Source organism: Poseidonocella sedimentorum, from assembly GCF_900116005.1.
GTDB lineage: Bacteria > Pseudomonadota > Alphaproteobacteria > Rhodobacterales > Rhodobacteraceae > Poseidonocella > Poseidonocella sedimentorum.
On the sequence record NZ_FOYI01000003.1, the window covers coordinates 151,999 to 168,043 of the forward strand.

17 protein-coding genes are annotated in these 16,045 nt (G+C 66.4%); 7 read left to right on the forward strand and 10 right to left on the reverse strand.

Annotated elements, in window-relative coordinates; all coding sequences use genetic code 11:
- Positions 1–10: 10 nt before the first annotated feature.
- From BM353_RS06115 to BM353_RS06140, 7 genes are all read right to left on the reverse strand, one after another.
- Positions 11–907, reverse strand: coding sequence for a DMT family transporter (locus BM353_RS06115; protein ID WP_245759583.1), 897 nt, complete (start codon positions 905–907; stop codon positions 11–13).
- Positions 908–1,055: 148 nt separating this feature from the next.
- Complete coding sequence (locus tag BM353_RS06120; protein WP_092077920.1) at positions 1,056–1,469, reverse strand: Fur family transcriptional regulator; 414 nt, start codon at positions 1,467–1,469, stop codon at positions 1,056–1,058.
- Between the two features lie 66 nt (positions 1,470–1,535).
- Positions 1,536–2,315, reverse strand: a complete 780-nt coding sequence (locus BM353_RS17160; protein WP_092077923.1) for a DUF533 domain-containing protein — start codon at positions 2,313–2,315, stop codon at positions 1,536–1,538.
- A gap of 146 nt (positions 2,316–2,461) precedes the next feature.
- Positions 2,462–3,643 carry a vWA domain-containing protein gene (locus tag BM353_RS06130; protein ID WP_092077926.1) on the reverse strand — a complete coding sequence of 394 codons (1,182 nt, stop codon included), beginning with the start codon at positions 3,641–3,643 and terminating at the stop codon, positions 2,462–2,464.
- A gap of 14 nt (positions 3,644–3,657) precedes the next feature.
- On the reverse strand, positions 3,658–3,822 hold the full coding sequence (locus BM353_RS16870; protein ID WP_177220463.1) for a hypothetical protein: 165 nt from the start codon (positions 3,820–3,822) through the stop codon (positions 3,658–3,660).
- Positions 3,823–3,840: 18 nt separating this feature from the next.
- Positions 3,841–5,247 carry a DUF2927 domain-containing protein gene (locus tag BM353_RS06135; RefSeq protein WP_092077929.1) on the reverse strand — a complete coding sequence of 469 codons (1,407 nt, stop codon included), beginning with the start codon at positions 5,245–5,247 and terminating at the stop codon, positions 3,841–3,843.
- Positions 5,247–6,086: an AAA family ATPase gene (locus tag BM353_RS06140; RefSeq protein ID WP_092077932.1), complete on the reverse strand. Its 840-nt coding sequence runs from the start codon at positions 6,084–6,086 to the stop codon at positions 5,247–5,249. Before BM353_RS06140 ends, BM353_RS06135 begins: the two co-directional genes overlap by 1 nt.
- A 183-nt stretch (positions 6,087–6,269) precedes the next feature.
- On the opposite strand from BM353_RS06140, the gene dksA reads away from it, so the two are divergent.
- Positions 6,270–6,692, forward strand: a complete 423-nt coding sequence (dksA, locus tag BM353_RS06145; RefSeq protein WP_092077935.1) for an RNA polymerase-binding protein DksA — start codon at positions 6,270–6,272, stop codon at positions 6,690–6,692.
- 73 nt (positions 6,693–6,765) lie between these two features.
- A complete protein-coding gene (locus BM353_RS06150; protein WP_092077938.1) occupies positions 6,766–7,923 on the forward strand; it encodes an FAD-dependent oxidoreductase in 1,158 nt (385 codons plus the stop codon).
- On the opposite strand, the gene BM353_RS06155 is transcribed toward BM353_RS06150, so the two are convergent.
- Positions 7,920–8,783 (reverse strand): glycosyltransferase family A protein, encoded by an 864-nt coding sequence (locus BM353_RS06155; RefSeq protein ID WP_092077941.1) that lies wholly within the window; start codon positions 8,781–8,783, stop codon positions 7,920–7,922. The genes BM353_RS06150 and BM353_RS06155 overlap by 4 nt on opposite strands.
- Positions 8,780–9,562, reverse strand: coding sequence for an exodeoxyribonuclease III (gene xth, locus BM353_RS06160; RefSeq protein ID WP_092078489.1), 783 nt, complete (start codon positions 9,560–9,562; stop codon positions 8,780–8,782). Before xth ends, BM353_RS06155 begins: the two co-directional genes overlap by 4 nt.
- 332 nt (positions 9,563–9,894) lie before the next feature.
- Between xth and BM353_RS06165 the strand changes: the two genes are divergently transcribed.
- The 3 genes from BM353_RS06165 (at position 9,895) to BM353_RS06175 (ending at position 12,681) form a co-directional block, all read left to right on the forward strand.
- On the forward strand, positions 9,895–10,455 hold the full coding sequence (locus tag BM353_RS06165) for a DUF6749 family protein (protein WP_143104109.1): 561 nt from the start codon (positions 9,895–9,897) through the stop codon (positions 10,453–10,455).
- A 98-nt stretch (positions 10,456–10,553) separates the two neighbouring features.
- Positions 10,554–11,618, forward strand: a complete 1,065-nt coding sequence (locus tag BM353_RS06170) for a DUF6902 family protein (protein WP_092077946.1) — start codon at positions 10,554–10,556, stop codon at positions 11,616–11,618.
- A gap of 10 nt (positions 11,619–11,628) precedes the next feature.
- Positions 11,629–12,681 carry a DMT family transporter gene (locus BM353_RS06175; RefSeq protein ID WP_092077949.1) on the forward strand — a complete coding sequence of 351 codons (1,053 nt, stop codon included), beginning with the start codon at positions 11,629–11,631 and terminating at the stop codon, positions 12,679–12,681.
- On the opposite strand, the gene BM353_RS06180 is transcribed toward BM353_RS06175, so the two are convergent.
- On the reverse strand, positions 12,593–12,916 hold the full coding sequence (locus tag BM353_RS06180; protein ID WP_092077952.1) for a HesB/IscA family protein: 324 nt from the start codon (positions 12,914–12,916) through the stop codon (positions 12,593–12,595). The two genes, BM353_RS06175 and BM353_RS06180, sit on opposite strands and share 89 nt — an antisense overlap.
- 124 nt (positions 12,917–13,040) lie before the next feature.
- On the opposite strand from BM353_RS06180, the gene BM353_RS06185 reads away from it, so the two are divergent.
- Both BM353_RS06185 and argS read left to right on the forward strand, forming a co-directional pair.
- Positions 13,041–14,207: a deoxyguanosinetriphosphate triphosphohydrolase gene (locus BM353_RS06185; RefSeq protein ID WP_092077955.1), complete on the forward strand. Its 1,167-nt coding sequence runs from the start codon at positions 13,041–13,043 to the stop codon at positions 14,205–14,207.
- Between the two features lie 84 nt (positions 14,208–14,291).
- Entirely contained in the window at positions 14,292–16,037 is a 1,746-nt protein-coding gene (gene argS, locus BM353_RS06190; protein WP_092077958.1) for an arginine--tRNA ligase, read from the forward strand.
- Positions 16,038–16,045 lie beyond the last annotated feature (8 nt).

Below are 16,045 nucleotides of genomic sequence, written 5' to 3' on the forward strand. Positions count from 1 at the left end.
TTCGACCCGGCTATAGCAGGGCTTGATGCGGCTTTGAAGCGGCGAGGCGGCGCTCGGCGCGTTTCAGGCGCGCTTCGCGCAAAAGCGCATAGAGACCGGAGGCCACGACCAGCGCCGCGCCGATTAGCATGGGCGCATCCGGCGTCTCGCCGAAGACGAGGATCCCCAGAATCATCGCAAAGATCAGCCGGGTGTAGCGGTAGGGCGTGACGAACCCGACATCGCCCGTGCGCGTGGCCGTCACGACACAGTAATACCCGCTGAGCGCGAAGCCGATGACGGCGAAAAGCAGCGCCACAGTGCGCGGCTCGGGCAGGCTCGCCGCCCCCGGAGCGCCCGTTGCGGTCAGCGCGACGCCGGCGATGCCGACGGGGATCATGGCAAGGAAGGTGATCCAGCTGATCTGGAATGTGTGCAGACGCGGCGGGACGCGGCGCACCACCACGTCGCGCGCGGCAAGGCCAAGGGCGCTCAGCACGGTGATGAGGGCGGCGGGCTCGAACCCTTCGAACCCGGGGCGCAGAATGATCATGACGCCCGCGAGCCCGACGAAAATCGCGCTCCAGCGGCGCCAGCCGACCTCTTCGCCCAGAAAGAGCGCGGCGCCCATCGTCACCAGAAGCGGCGCGACCTGAGAGATGGCGGAGGCGAGCGAGAGCGGGATTAGGGCGAGCGACACCACGAGCGCGACGGTGCAGACGAGTTCTGAGGCCGTGCGCAGGATGACGGCGGGGTGCGCCAGCATCGGATCCCACAGTGGCAGGCCCCGAAGGCGCGCCAGCAGCGCGAAGATCGGCGCGCCGCTCAGGCCGAGACAGAGGACGATCACCGCCGGCGAAACGGCCGAGGAGGCGAGTTTGATAAAGCTGTCCTCGATGGCGAAGAGCGCCATCGCAAGCGTCATCATCAATGCGCCGCGCAGGTTTGCCACGAGTCTTCAGTCCCAAGGGGGGTGGAGGAAGCGGAAATTCCGCCGTCGATCCGGATGGGCCCACAAAACGCGCCGCGCCGCGATTCTGCAACCCTCGCGGCCATCGCGCAGGGCGGCGTCCGGGTCAGCCTTTCTTGAGCGGCGTGCCGTAGAGTTCGAGCCGGTGACCCATCAGCCGATAGCCGAGCCGCTCGGCGATCTTTTCCTGAAGCGCTTCGATTTCGGGGTCGACGAACTCGATCACTTCGCCCGATTGCAGATCCAGCAGGTGATCGTGATGGTCGCGTTCGGCGTCTTCGAAGCGCGCGCGCCCGTCGCCGAATTCCACCCGCTCGATGATGCCCAGATCCTCGAAGAGATTGACCGTCCGGTAGACCGTCGCGATGGAGATGTTGGGATCAATCGCCACCGCGCGCTGGTGCAGCGCCTCGACGTCGGGGTGGTCGGAGGCGTCTTCGATGACCTGCGCGATGACCCGGCGCTGGCCGGTCATGCGCAGCCCCTTTTGCGCGCAGCGTTGTATGATCGTATCCGGCATTTCGTCCCGCCTTGCTCCCTCGTTTGAGGTAGCCCAACGGGGCGGGGGAGGCCAGCCGGAATTCGCTCAGATCGCGGGCGCGCCCATCTGGGTATGCAGCGCGGCGACGGTCGCGGCGTCGAGGCCAAGGGCCTCGGCAAGATCGCGCAGATATTGCTGCTCGGCCTCGGTATCGACGCGGATGGTCATGAGCGAGGCGGCATAGACCTGTGGCGCGAGGTGGGCCGGGGTGTCACCGGCGAGGCTCTCGATATCGATCGGCGCGGCGAGCTGCGTGCGCAGGAAGGTGGTGTCGGCCTCGGTGGCATCGTCGCCGAGGAATGCCATGATCTGTGCCTGCTCGTCCTTGTCGATTCGCCCGTCGGCTTTCACCGATTGGAACATCGCGCGCAGCATGAGGCCCGATTGCGCCTCCATCTCGGCGTTGACCGGCTCCGCGCCGATGGCGCTCAGCGTCTCCTGCGTGCGGGCCTGTCCGGTGGCGACCATGCCGCCGGCCGCGGCGAGCAGCCCGGCAAGGCCAGCCCCGCCCTGTCCGGAGCCAAAGGCGCCCATGAGCGCGCCGAGCCCGCCGTTGCCCGCCGTGTCCGCCGGCGCGCCTTGGTCCGACGACCGCGCTCCGCCGCCCATCATGCCGGTAAACATGTCCTGCATCCGTGCGCCAGCTTCGCCGAAACCGCCGAAGGCAGGGGTGCCGCGGCCCGTCCCGGCGACGCCGGTCTTGCCCATGGTCCTGGTGACCTGATCCATGATCCCGCGCAGCCCGTCGCCTTTCGACAAATGGCTCACACCTTTGGCGGCGGCATAGCCGATGGCCACCTTGGTCAGTGTTCCGAGCAAACTCATTTCGTGTAATCCCTTGGATGCGCAATCGCCGTGGAAAAATGCGCCGCCCTTTGCGGCATGAGGCGAGATAATCCCGACCAGTTTAATCAGGCCGCGCGTCTTCGCATAAGTAAGGAATTCCTGCCTTGCAAAACGCGCCGCGCTTCTCAGACGAGCTGACGGATGCCCCGCGTGATCCCGTCGAGCGTCATCGGCACCATGCGATCCTCGAAGATCTCGGCGATCATCCCGACCGATTGGGTGTAGCCCCAATGCGCCTCCGGCAGCGGGTTGATCCAGAGCGTGTCGGGCCAGTGCGCGCGCGCGCGGGAGAGCCAGACCTGCCCCGATTCCTCATTCCAATGCTCGTTCGCCCCGCCCGGTATCGCGACCTCATAGGGCGACATCGCCGCGTCTCCGACGAAGATGCATTTGTAATCCGGCCCATAGGTGCGCAGCACGTCCCAGGTGGGGATCTTCTCGCTCCAGCGCCGGGCGTTGTCGCGCCAGACGGCCTCATAGAGGCAGTTGTGGAAATAGTAGTATTCGAGATGCTTGAACTCGGCGCGGGCGGCGGAAAACAGCTCTTCGACCACGCGGATATGCGGATCCATCGAGCCACCCACATCGAGAAACAGCAGGACCTTGACCGCGTTGTGCCGCTCGGGGCGGGTCTTGACGTCGAGATAGCCGTGTTCGGCGGTGGCGCGGATCGTGCCGTCGAGGTCGAGCTCCTCCTGCGCGCCGGTGCGGGCCCAGCTGCGCAGCCGTTTGAGCGCCACCTTGATGTTGCGCGTCCCGAGCTCGACCGTGTCGTCGAGATTGCGGAACTCGCGCTTGTCCCAGACCTTGACCGCGCGCTGGTGGCGGCTCTCGTCCTGCCCGATGCGCACGCCCTCGGGGTTGTAGCCGTGGGCGCCGAAGGGCGATGTCCCGGCGGTGCCGACCCATTTGTTGCCGCCCTGATGCCGGCCCTGCTGCTCCTTGAGCCGCTCGCGCAGGGTTTCCATCAGCTTGTCAAACCCGCCAAGCGCCTCGATCTCGGCCTTTTCCTCGGGGCTGAGATGTTTCTCGGCCATTTTGGTGAGCCAGTCTTCGGGCAGGTCCAGCGCCTCCAGCACCGCGTCGAGCGGGAGCGCCTCGATCCCCTTGAAGCTCTCGGAAAAGGCGCGGTCGAAGCGGTCGATATGGCGCTCGTCCTTGACCATCGCGCTGCGGGCAAGGTGGTAGAAGGCCTCGACGTCATAGGTGGCGATGCCGGTCCTGAGGGCGGCGAGAAAGGTCAGGAATTCGCGCAGAGAGACCGGGATCCCGGCGCGGCGCAGGGCCTCGAAGAAGGGCAGGAACACCGCCGGCGCCCCGTCTAGAGGGACCGGATGAGGATCAGGTCGATGAAGAGCCCCAGCACGCCGAGCGCGATGGCATAGCCGGCGGCATATTGCGCCATGTCGAGCCCGCTGCCCTTGCGGCGCCGCGCGGACCAGGCGCCATAAATCGCTCCGGCCAGGGCAAAGAGATAGACTAGCATGGCAAACCTCCGGTGGGCTCAGTTCTGGTCGCTGGTGCGGGTTTCGTCTTGCGGGTCGGCGTTCTGGATCGTCTCGGGGTCTTGCGGATCCGGGGCCGGGGGGCGCAGGCGTTGGATTTCGGCGACCCGCGTCCGGACCGCCCGGTCCGGGCCGAAGCCGTAGCGCGCCCATCCCAGACTGTCCAGCCGAAGCGCCGCCGCCTCGGCCTCCTCGCCGGTCAGCTCCAGCGCCTCGGCGCGCATGAGCATGAGCGTGGCCAGCAGCGCGGCGTTCTGATGGGCGCGCGCGATCCGGATCGCCGGCTCCACCAGGCGGCGCGCGGTTTCGCCGTCGCCGGAGGCCAGGGCGAAACTGGCGATCTGGCTGATGACATGGGCGCGGTGCAACTCGGTGCCCGGCGCTGCGGCATAGTGGCGATTGGCGGAAAGAAAGGCCGTCAGCGCGGCCGCCGGATCCTGCCCTGCGCGCACCCGGCCGAGGTTGTAGGCGGCATAGCCCCGTTCGACGCGGGACAGCCCGTGGCGCCGCCCGAGCGAGACCGCCTCGCGCGCCGCGCGCAGCCGGGCGGCGGGAAAGAGATTGGGGTTGAGCGAGCTCTGGATCGCGGTGATCCACGCCCGATCGATCGGCGCGGCGGGAAGATCGCGCGCGCGCCCGCCCTCGGGATTGAGCCGCAAAAGGATGGCCGGCAGGGCCGCGCGGACCTCCGCCTCGGTCATGCCGCTTTCGAGCGCGGGATCGTGGCTTACCTTCAGCAGCAGCATGTCATAGGGCGTCAGGACCGACTGGATATTGTCATCGTTGAAGACGCTGCCCGCCAGCCGGTAGAGATCGTTGAGCGGCCCGAGCGCCTGGCCGAGCTCCTCGTGCAGGCAATCGCGCGCCTCCTGCGGGCTCATGTCGGAGGGCACGAAAACCGCAAGCCGCCGCCGCTCGCGCAGCGCCTGCCAATCGAGCGTGTCGTCCCCCGCAAGGCGATATTCGGCGAAAGACGAGACGTTGGGCGCGACGAAACAGGCCGCCTGACGCACCGAATTGCGGATCTGGCGCCCCGAGATCGCCTCGATGGTGATATTGGCTTGGCCAGCGGCGCGCTCGCCGCGCAGGCGCGAGATCTCGATCCCGGCCTCATCGCGCAGCCGCGCAAGCAGCCGGTCCAGATCCGCCGCCAGAATGCCATCGTAATGCCCGGTGAGCCGCACCGTGACCGGCCCTTCGAACCGCGTGAACACGGGCAGGGGGCGCCCGCTCTCCAGCTGGAAGGTGAGGTCGAGAAAATCGCGCATCACCCGGCTGTTGGAGACCGCCCCGAGCCGCAGATCGGGCGGCGCGGTAAAGGTCTTGACCGGGGGCAGCGAGGGATCGGGCAGATCGGCACATCCGCTCAGCGCCAGGGCGAGCACCGCCGTCGCGAACGCGCGCATCACCGCGCGCGGCGAGCCATGAACGCGAGACGCTCGAACAAATGCACATCCTGCTCGTTTTTCAACAGCGCCCCGTGCAGCCGGGGCAGGGCATCGCCGCCATCGCGCCGCAGATCCTCCGCGCTCAGGTCCTCTGCCAGCAGCAGCTTCAGCCAATCGAGCACCTCCGAGGTCGAGGGCCGTTTCTTGAGCCCCGGCTGCTCGCGCAGCTCGTAGAACTGGGTCAACGCGGTGGTCAAAAGCGCGTCCTTGATCCCGGGATGATGCACTTCGACGATCCGGCGCAGCGTTTCCATGTCGGGAAAGCGGATGTAGTGAAAGAAGCAGCGGCGCAGGAAGGCGTCCGGCAGCTCCTTTTCGTTGTTCGAGGTGATGATGACGATGGGGCGTTGGCGCGCGCGGATGGTCTCGCCGGTCTCGTAGACGTGAAACTCCATCCGGTCGAGTTCCTGAAGCAGGTCGTTGGGAAACTCGATATCGGCCTTGTCGATTTCGTCGATCAGCAGGACCACGCGCTCCTCGGCCTCGAAGGCCTGCCAGAGCTTGCCCTTGCGGATGTAGTTGGCCACGTCGTTGACCCGCGCGTCGCCCAGTTGGCTGTCGCGCAGCCGGCTCACCGCGTCGTATTCATAAAGCCCCTGCTGGGCGCGGGTGGTGGATTTGATGTTCCACTCGATCATCCGCAGGCCGAGCGAGCTTGCCACCTGCCGGGCCAGTTCGGTCTTTCCGGTGCCCGGCTCGCCCTTGACCAGAAGCGGGCGCTCCAGCGTCACGGCAGCATTGACCGCGATCGTCAGATCGTCGGTGGCGACATAGCTCTCGGTGCCCTGGAAACGCATTCTTCATCTCTTTGCAAGATCTTCACCGGCGCAGGTTTACCACACCACCGGACGGGGGCAACGGGTGGGTTTTGTGTAGTGACATCCTTTGGTACCTGCGGTAAACGCGGCGCCACAAGGAGGGACCTGATGACCGACAAAACTTCGACAGTGTCCGATCAGGGTCCAGAGAAGGATATTGCAATGAAAGCAGAAAGCTTCCTGCCGTCCGACTATCAGCCGGCCGAGGATGAGCCTTTTATGAACGAGCGCCAACTCGAATATTTCCGCCGGAAACTGGAAGCCTGGAAGGCCGATATTCTGGCCGACAGCCGGGACACGATCGAGACTTTGCAGGGCAGCACCCGCTCCATCCCCGATGTGGCCGACCGTGCCAGCGAAGAGACCGACCGCGCGCTGGAGTTGCGCACCCGCGACCGCCAGCGCAAGCTCGTCGCCAAGATCGACAGCGCCCTGCGCCGGATCGAAGAGGGCGAATACGGCTACTGCGAAGTCACCGGCGAGCCGATCAGCCTCAAGCGCCTCGACGCGCGCCCCATCGCCACCATGAGCCTCGAGGCTCAGGAGCGCCACGAGCGGCGCGAGAAGGTCCATCGCGACGACTGATGCACCAGGCACACAGACATGACATCGACGCCGGGGGTCTCGCCCCGGCGTTTTGCGTTGGGGGCGCGGCGCGATGCTGATCGCGCAGGAGATCACCGTCATCGGCGGGGGGGTCGCCGGGCTCGCGGCGGCGCGCGCGCTGGCCCTGCGCGGCGCCCGGGTGACGCTGCACGAACGCGCGCCTGCGCTGCGCGAGGTCGGCGCGGGGCTTCAGATCAGCCCCAACGGCTTGCGCGTGCTTGATGCTCTCGGGCTGGGGGGCGATCTGCGCGACGTGGCGACGCGGGCCGAGGCGGTGGCGCTGCATGATGCGCGCGGCGAGGTCGTCACCCGAATCCCGCTTGGCGCCGGGCCCGATGCGCCGCCCTATCTCTTTGCCCACCGCGCCGATCTGATCGACATTCTGGCCCGCGGCGCACGCGAGGCAGGGGTGGAGATCCGGCTCGGCAGTGAGATATCGGCCGAGATCGCGCCGGGCGGCCTGCGCCTCACCGGGCCGGACGGCGAGGCCGCCATCGCGCCGCTCGTGATCGGGGCCGATGGCGTCCGCTCCCGCCTGCGCGCCTGTCTAGAACAGAGCGCGCCGCCCGCGTTTACCGGCCAGGTCGCCTGGCGCGCGGTGGTCGATGCGCCCTCACCCGGGGAGGCGCGTGTCTTCATGGGCCCCGGGCGCCACATCGTGGCCTATCCGCTTTCCGGCGGCGCCCGCACCAACCTCGTCGCGGTCGAAGAACGCGCGAGCTGGGCTGAAGAAGGCTGGTCACACCCCGGCGATCCCGAGGTGCTCCGCGCGAGGTTCTCAGACTTCAAGGGCCCCGCGGCAGAGCTGCTGCGCGCAACCGAAGCCGTCTTTCAATGGGGGCTCTTCACCCACCCGATTCCCGATCCGCTCTTTCGCGGCCCGCTCGCCCTCATCGGCGACGCGGCCCACCCGATGCTGCCCTTCATGGCGCAAGGCGCGAACATGGCGCTGGAGGACGCCTGGGTCCTCGGGCGCGCGCTTGCCGAATTCCCCGATCCGCGCGACGCGGTCGCCGCCTACAGCGCCGAGCGCCGCCCGCGCGTTGCCCGCGTCGTCGAGACCTCCCGCCGCAATGCCTGGAAATACCACCTGCGCAATCCGGCCCTGCGCTTTGCCGCCCATAGCGGCTTGCGCCTCGCCGGCCGGCTCGCCCCCGGCGCGCTCGCCCGCCAGTTCGACTGGCTCTACGGGCATGACGTGACCCGCTAAGCGCCCGCCCCGATGCGAAAGGTTTCGCGGATCCGCGCGCGCTCCGCCGGATCCTCCACCGCGTAGCGGTCCAGGAGCCCGATCTTGTTATCCATCTTGCCTCGCCGTTCGACCATGTTCTGGCCGTGGCCGATCATGTAGCAGGCGGCCGGGAAGGGTACGGGATCGAAGGTCACACCGAAATGGGCCGAGACCTTTTCGATCTTGGTGTGTGACCGGTGCCGGTTGAGAAAAGCGCGATAGCGGCGATGGGCGCGGAAATCCACGTAGACCGCCGAAGACGAGCCGCAGATCCGGAAAAACCGCCGCTCGGGCGGCGCGAGCCGCGCGATCTCCCCGGTTTCGGCATGGACGATGTACCCCTCGCTGATCAGATAGCCGCGGCCGTTGTGATCGCCGCGCACAAAGGCGGTGAACTCCGGGTGCAGCAGGTCGTCGGCGTCGAACTGCATGTAGTAGCCGTCGCCGCGATAGGTCCTGGAGATGTGATCGATGAGCTGCCGCCGCTTGTGGCCCTTGTCGTAGAATTGGTCGGAAACGGACGAGCGGGTGAAGGACACGCGCGGGTCCAGATCCACCGCCTCGGGCCGATCCTGACCGCAGACCCAGGCGCGCCAGTTTCCATCCGTCTGACGACGAAAGCTCTCAATCGTCTGGGCGAGGTTGTGTTCCACCATCTGCCAATCGGGCGCGCGCGCGCGAGAGACGAGCGGGATGGCCAAGAGCAGGTGCGGATCCTCAGAGGGCGCGGCCCGGGGCGTCGTCTTCTGCCAGAGCCAGCCGTGCAGCCGCTGCTGCGGCGCCGTCTTGCCGCGCCAGATGGCTTCCGCGCGGCGCAGCCAGCCGCTCCGCGCACTCATGCCGCAAGCTCGATCCAGACCGGCACGTGGTCCGACGGTTTCTCGCCGCCGCGCACCGCCCGGTCGATCTCGCAGTGGGTCAGGCAGTCGGCGCATTCGGGGCTCAGGAGCAGGTGGTCGATGCGGATCCCGTCGTCGCGGTTCCAGGCGCCGGCCTGATAGTCCCAGAAACTGTAGTGCCCGGGCCCTTGGGTGCGGGCGCGGAAGGCGTCGGTCAGCCCGAGATTGAGCAGCCGTCGATACGCCGCGCGCGTCTGGGGCAGGGCGAGCGCGTCCGCGTGCCAGGCCTCGGGGCGCTTGGCATCCTCGTCCTGCGGGATCACGTTGTAATCCCCGGCCATGAGGAAGGGCATCTCCGCGCCGAGCAGATCCCGCGCCCGCGCCTCGAGCCGCTCCATCCAGGCCAGCTTGTAGTCGTATTTCGGCCCCGGCACCGGGTTGCCGTTGGGCAGATAGAGCCCGCAGAGCCGGACCGCGAGCCGCTCGCCCACCACCGTCGCCTCGATATAGCGCGCCTGCTCGTCGCTCTCATCGCCCGGCAGACCCCGGCTCACATCCTCCAGAGGCAGTTTCGACAGGATCGCCACGCCGTTGAAGCTCTTCTGCCCGTGGGTCTCGACCTGATAGCCGCGGTCTTCGAAGAGCTCCCGGGGGAAGGCCTCGTCCACCGATTTGATCTCCTGCAGGATCGCCACGTCGGGCTGCGCCGCATCGAGCCATTCGGGCAGCGCGAGGCTGCGCGCCTTGATCCCGTTGATGTTGAATGTCGCGATCTTCATGTGACCCCCGGATTTGGCGCTTCCGGTATCCGGCAACCCGGCCCGGGGGGCAAGCGGGATTCGCGGCCCGAATGCGCCGCGCGGGGTGATTCCCCTCGCGGAAATCACCTCTTTCGAAAGCGTTGAGCCCCCGAACGGCCCCTGATCGCCGGCGCGCCCGAAAATGTGGCGCCAGCGACGGCGCGCATTCCTCATTTTGAATCAAGGCCTTGCAACTTTTAGGTGAATTTCGCGCAAGTCAAAACAACCTAAAGATGAAAAAATGCTTGCGTGATCGCCCTTAGGTAGTGTCCAAATACAACCATGAGTTGCAAACGATGGGGAACATCAAAATGACCGCACTGAAAAAAACCGCTTTCGCCCGTAAGATCGCTGACGCCGGCTTCGCGCTGGACGCCGGAGAAGCCACCGGAGCTTTCGTCTCCTGGTCCGGCCCCGCAGAGGCCACAGACATGCTGACGGGTGATGCAACGGGCGCGTGCGTGTCCTGGTCCGAACCGATGGCGCGCGAGATGTCCGATGGCGATGCCACGGGCGCCTATGTGTCCTGGTCCGGCCCCGAAGCAAAAACCGATGCGCTTTCCGGCGATGCCACCGGCGCGTTCGTGTCCTGGAGCGGCCCGGAAGCCAAAACCGAGGCCCATGACGGCGACGCAACCGGTGCTTTCGTCTCCTGGTCCGGCCCCGAAGCGAAATCCGACGCCCATGACGGCGATGCCACCGGCGCTTACGTCTCCTGGAGCGGCCCGGAAGCCACGACCGACGCCCGCGACGGCGACGCCACCGGCGCCTATGTCTCCTGGAGCGGCCCGGAAGCGAAATCCGACGCGCGCGATGGCGATGTGACCGGCGCCTTCGTCAGCTGGTCGGGCCCGGCCCGCGCCGCCAAGTAAACGACCCTCGACCCCGGGCAGGGCGGGACCACGCCCCCGCCCGGGGATCGCAAATCGGGACGGCGGAGGGGGAACTCCGCGACGACGGAGATCACCACATGACCAATATCATTGCCTTTCGCCCCCCTAAATCTAGCGCGACACTGACCGACAAGGTCGGCGCGCTTGCCACATGTTTTGCCCGGGCGCGGCGCTCCGAGAGCGACGTCTTCTGGCTCAAGGAAAATGCCGAGCTGCTCAATGTGATGGAGACGAGCGGGCTGCGCCCCGATCTGTCCGCGCTGGAGCCGCTCCAACCGGTCTACCAGAGCATTCTCGACCGCATCTCCTTCTTTCCGCAATACTACCGCTTCTTCCTCTCGATCGGTCTCGATCTGGAGGACCTCGGCATCGCGGGCACGGCGGGCGAGCGGATGGCGGAATGGACCTGTACCCAAGGGCTGGCCGAGGGCGAGCTGTCCGATCTGCAGCGGCTGGAGGCCGCGCGGCTGGTCGCGCGCCGCGGGTTCGATGCCTTTGCCCATGATCCGGGCCTGGCCGATCGCGTGCGCCGCTTCGTCTCGCGCTCCCAGCTTTTCGCGCTTCCCAACAAGAAGGCGGCCTACGAGCTGACCCACGCGGTCTTCTATCTGTCGGAATACGGCCGCAAGGATCCCGAGCTGGCCGAAGGGACCCACCAGAGCCTCCACTTCGCCGGCATCCTCGCGCTGCTCGACCAGAACACCGACCTTTTGGCCGAGATCTGCATCGCGATGCGCTTTGCCGGCATGGATGTGCCGGAATACTGGGAAACCTCGGTGCTGCGCGTGCTTGATGGTTACGAGATCATCGCGGGCGAACAGGCCACGGTGAATGACGACTATCACTGCTATCTCATGGTGAACTGGCTTGAGGCGGTGCGCGGCGGTGAGGCGTTCGATGCCGATTTCGCGCCCCAGCGGATGGGCTTCTACCTTGATGACACGCGCCCCTCGGCGCTGCGCGGCCTGTCGCAGACCCTGCTGCATGCGGACGGTCAAACCCGCGGAAGCTGGAAGTCGATGCAAGCAGAAGTAGAAAAAACTCTTGAACTTCCCGCGCTGAGCGTCATCAATGCTGCGGAGGGTTCTTCGCCTTACTTCGAGGAATTCTTTGAGCGTTTCGCGAGGACCGCCAGAGTTTGAAGGAGCAAGGGTGAAGATCACAACAAATTCAGCGACATTGGTTGGTGTTCTTCTCGTTGCGATTTACACAGTCGTCATGTCCGCCGCGGATGGTGTGACCAAGCTCTTTGCGGGCGCCTACGCGGCGCCCCAATTGTTTTTCTTCAGCGGGGCGCTGGTCGCCATTCTGTGCGTGGTTGTCTCGGCTCTCAGTCGCGCGCCGAGCCAAGCCTTGCGCACGGCACAGCCGTGGGCCATGGCGCTGCGCGCCAGCATGACGGTCGTCGCGGCGGTCTGCTTTTACTATGCCTTCGGACACATCCCGCTCGCCGAGGTATTCATCTTCATCGGCATCATGCCGATCCTCGCGGGGCTTTTGGCCCGCCCGATGCTCAACGAACGCGTGAGCCCGCTGACCTGGATCGCGCTGGCCGCCGGCGCGATCGGCGTCGTGTGCCTCTTCCCGGAGGGGGTCCTCGGCATCGGGTTTGGCCATGTGATGGCGCTGCTCGCCTGCCTGAGCGGCACGGTCTCGATGATCCTCGCGCGCTACATCGGGGCGCGGGAAAACCGCCCCCTGGCGCTGGTCTTCTATCCCAACCTCGCGCTCTGCCTCGTGATGGGGATGGTGCTGCCGCTCGTCTATCAGCCGATGGCGCTTCAGGATTTCGGCTGGGCCGCGCTCTATGCCACGCTGCTGTTCGCGGGACGCTACCTCGTTGTGCACGCGCTCAACCTGATGTCGGCCCACACGGTCATGGCGCTGGTCAACATGCAATTCGTCTGGATGGTCCTGATCGGCGCGGCGTTCTTCGATGAAAAGCCGGGCGTCAATGTGTTCGTCGGGGCGGCCATCGTGATCGCCTCGGGGCTGTTGATCATCTACGATCAGGCGCGGCGCTCGCGCCGGTCGGCCGGGCCCAATGCCCCGGCCAATCTGCCCTATCCGCCCAGATCCCGCGATGGATCAGCACTCGGCGGCGCCGACTGGGGCTTCAAAGAGAAAAGCTCGTCCCACAACCGCACGAACTGGTGGCGTTTGGATTCTCTATCACAAAACGCGCGCCAATCAGCTCCTCGCTGAAATCGATGACCGCGTTGGACAGAAACGGCAGCGAGACCTGATCCACGATCACCCGCTCGCCGGACTGCTCCAGCACCAGATCATCGCTCGCCGGCTCGTCGAGCCGGATGTCATATTGAAACCCCGAGCATCCGCCCCCCTCGACTGCCACGCGCAGCGCCTGGCCCTGGGCGGAGGCGCCGATTTCGGCGAGGCGGGCAAAGGCGCGGTCGGTCACTTTGGGCGGTAGGTTCATGTCTCAATCCTGCGGTAACGGGGCCGGTGGGGGCCGAGGGCGGACGCCGCGCCCCGGGGCGGTTTTCATGCGCGTCATCATGACATATACGGGCGCCAAAGACCTCCGACAAGGACCACCCCAGATGCGCGCGCCTTATGCCACCGATCCAGACCGCTCGCGCGGGCGCCTTTACCCCGAGCCGGTCAGCACCTTCCGCTCCTGTTTCCAGCGCGATCGCGACCGGATCATCCACGCCAGCGCCTTTCGCCGCCTCAAGCACAAGACGCAGGTTTTCGTCGAGCATGAGGGCGATTACTTCCGCACCCGGCTGACCCACTCCATCGAGGTGGCGCAGGTCGCGCGGACCATCGCCATGGCGCTCGATCTCAATGTCGAGCTGGCCGAGGCGGTGGCGCTGGCGCATGATCTGGGCCATCCGCCCTTCGGCCACACCGGCGAGGACGCGCTGACCGAACTCATGGCCCCCTACGGCGGCTTTGATCACAACGCGCAAACCCTGCGCATCGTCACCTCGCTGGAGCGGCACTACGCGGAGTGGGACGGGCTGAACCTCACGTGGGAATCGCTCGAAGGCATCGCCAAGCACAACGGCCCAGTGACCGGCGATCTGCCCTATGCGCTGGCCGAATACAACGCGGTGCATGATCTGGAGCTGGGCAGTTTCGCCGGACCCGAGGCGCAGGTGGCGGCACTTTCGGACGACGTGGCCTACAACAGCCATGACCTGCACGATGGGCTGCGCGCCGAGCTGTTCTCGACTGACGAGCTGGCCGAGTTGCCGATCCTGAAGGACTGTTTCGCCGAGGTCGACCAAACTTATCCGGGCCTCAACTACTACCGCCGCCGCCACGAGGCGCTGCGCCGGTTTTTCGGGATCCTCGTCGAGGACGTCATCCGCGTGAGCGCCGCCAACATCAAGGCGCTGGCGCCGGAGCGGGTGGAGGATATCCGCGCGGCGGGCCGGCCGATGGTGCAATTCTCGCAACCGGTGTTCGAGGACCTCAAGCAGATCCGCGAATTCCTCTTTCACCGCATGTACCGCGCGCCCGAGGTTGTGGAGATGCGCAAGCAGGTGACGCGCGTTGTGCGCGAGCTTTTCCCGCTCTTCATGGCCCAGCCTGATCTCCTGCCCAAACAGTGGCGCAAGGACGTGGCCGAGGCGGAGGATGAAAAGCGCCTCGCGCGGATCGTGCTCGACTATATCGCCGGAATGACCGACCGTTTCGCGCTCCAGAGCCACGCTGAGCTTCTCGGCGGGGTGGACGCCACGGTGCGCCTGCCGCGATAGGGCGCCCAAGACAGCCGCATTGACGCCCGCGCGGGCCGTGCTAAACCCGCGCTTTATCTTCCGAGCCAGACAATGGACGTTGCCATGAACCTCTTTACCGATATCCGCGCGCATGTGATCACCTGCCTCGATGCGCTGACCGCGCGCGGCGATCTGCCCGAGGGGCTGAGTTTTGACAACGTGGCGGTCGAGCCGCCGCGCGATGCCGCCCACGGCGACATGGCGACCAACGCGGCCATGGTTCTGGCCAAGCCCGCCGGCGCCAAGCCGCGCGACATCGCCGAAAAACTCGTCGCGCTTCTGGTCGAGGACGCGCGCGTGGCCGAGGCGAGTGTCGCGGGTCCGGGCTTCATCAACCTGCGCCTCTCGGATGCGGTCTGGCAGGGGCTCGTGGGCCGGATCCTGACGGAAGGAGAGCGCTTCGGGCGGCTCGACATGGGCGCGGGCCAGAAGGTCAACGTCGAATACGTCTCCGCCAACCCGACCGGCCCGCTGCACGTGGGCCACACCCGCGGCGCGGTCTTCGGCGATGCGCTGGCGCGGCTCCTGGACTACGCGGGCTACGACGTCACCAAGGAATATTACATCAATGACGGCGGGGCGCAGGTCGACGTGCTCGCGCGGTCGGTCTACCTGCGCTACCTCGAAGCCCATGGCGAGGAGGTCGAATTCCCCGACGGGACCTATCCGGGGGACTATCTCATCGATGTGGGCATGGCGCTCAAGGACAAGGTCGGCGACGCCTATGTGGGACAGGGCGAGGAGGTCTGGCTCTCCGAGGTGCGCGAATTCGCCACCGAACGGATGCTGGAACTGATCCGCGCCGATCTCGCCTCGCTCGGCGTCAAGATGGACGTGTTCTTCTCTGAAAAATCGCTCTACGGCACCGGCCGGATCGAGGCCGCGCTTGCCGCGCTCGATGCCAAGGGCCTGATCTACGAGGGCGTGCTGGAGCCGCCCAAGGGCAAGGCGCCGGAAGACTGGGAGCCGCGCGAGCAGACCCTCTTCCGCTCCACCGACCATGGCGATGACGTGGACCGCCCGGTGAAGAAATCCGACGGCAGCTGGACCTATTTCGCCCCGGACATCGCCTATCACTTCGACAAGATCGAGCGCGGGTTCGATCAGCTGATCGACGTCTTCGGAGCCGACCACGGCGGCTACGTCAAGCGGATGAAGGCGGCCGTCTCGGCGCTGTCCGATGGCCGCGTCCCGCTGGACGTCAAGCTCACCCAGCTCGTCAAGCTCTACAAGAACGGCGCGCCCTTCAAGATGTCCAAACGCGCCGGCACATTCGTGACCCTGCGCGACGTGGTCGAACAGGTCGGCGCGGATGTGACCCGCTTCGTGATGCTGACGCGCAAGAACGACGCGCCGCTCGATTTCGACTTCGACAAGGTGCTGGAGCAATCCAAGGATAACCCGGTGTTTTACGTGCAATACGCTCATGCGCGGGTTTGCTCGGTGCTGCGCCGTGCGGCCGAAGCGGGTGTCGAAGCCTCGGACGCCACGCTCCGCGCTGCCGATCACACCAAGCTCGGCCATGCCGCCGAGCTGCGCCTGATCCAGAAGCTGGCCGAATGGCCCCGGATCGTCGAGATCGCCGCGCGCACCCATGAGCCGCACCGCGTTGCCTTCTACCTCTACGATCTCGCCTCCGAGCTGCACGCGCTCTGGAACCGGGGCAACGACGCGCCCGAGCTGCGGTTCCTGCAACCCGAGGTGCCCGAGGTCTCGCAAGCCAAAATCGCGCTCGCCCGTGCCACCGCCGTTGTCATTTCGTCAGGTCTTGGTATCTTGGGCGTGACCCCGGCAGAAGAGATGCGCTGAACAAAGCC

Bases quoted from the DNA above. Each gene is read 5' to 3' on its own strand.
- BM353_RS06115 (WP_245759583.1), bottom strand. From the start codon at position 907: ATGATGACGCTTGCGATGGCGCTCTTCGCCATCGAGGACAGCTTTATC.
- BM353_RS06120 (WP_092077920.1), bottom strand. From the start codon at position 1,469: ATGCCGGATACGATCATACAACGCTGCGCGCAAAAGGGGCTGCGCATG.
- BM353_RS17160 (WP_092077923.1), bottom strand. From the start codon at position 2,315: ATGAGTTTGCTCGGAACACTGACCAAGGTGGCCATCGGCTATGCCGCC.
- BM353_RS16870 (WP_177220463.1), bottom strand. From the start codon at position 3,822: ATGCTAGTCTATCTCTTTGCCCTGGCCGGAGCGATTTATGGCGCCTGG.
- BM353_RS06135 (WP_092077929.1), bottom strand. From the start codon at position 5,247: ATGCGCGCGTTCGCGACGGCGGTGCTCGCCCTGGCGCTGAGCGGATGT.
- BM353_RS06140 (WP_092077932.1), bottom strand. From the start codon at position 6,086: ATGCGTTTCCAGGGCACCGAGAGCTATGTCGCCACCGACGATCTGACG.
- dksA (WP_092077935.1), top strand. From the start codon at position 6,270: ATGAAAGCAGAAAGCTTCCTGCCGTCCGACTATCAGCCGGCCGAGGAT.
- BM353_RS06150 (WP_092077938.1), top strand. From the start codon at position 6,766: ATGCTGATCGCGCAGGAGATCACCGTCATCGGCGGGGGGGTCGCCGGG.
- BM353_RS06155 (WP_092077941.1), bottom strand. From the start codon at position 8,783: ATGAGTGCGCGGAGCGGCTGGCTGCGCCGCGCGGAAGCCATCTGGCGC.
- xth (WP_092078489.1), bottom strand. From the start codon at position 9,562: ATGAAGATCGCGACATTCAACATCAACGGGATCAAGGCGCGCAGCCTC.
- BM353_RS06165 (WP_143104109.1), top strand. From the start codon at position 9,895: ATGACCGCACTGAAAAAAACCGCTTTCGCCCGTAAGATCGCTGACGCC.
- BM353_RS06170 (WP_092077946.1), top strand. From the start codon at position 10,554: ATGACCAATATCATTGCCTTTCGCCCCCCTAAATCTAGCGCGACACTG.
- BM353_RS06180 (WP_092077952.1), bottom strand. From the start codon at position 12,916: ATGAACCTACCGCCCAAAGTGACCGACCGCGCCTTTGCCCGCCTCGCC.
- BM353_RS06185 (WP_092077955.1), top strand. From the start codon at position 13,041: ATGCGCGCGCCTTATGCCACCGATCCAGACCGCTCGCGCGGGCGCCTT.
- argS (WP_092077958.1), top strand. From the start codon at position 14,292: ATGAACCTCTTTACCGATATCCGCGCGCATGTGATCACCTGCCTCGAT.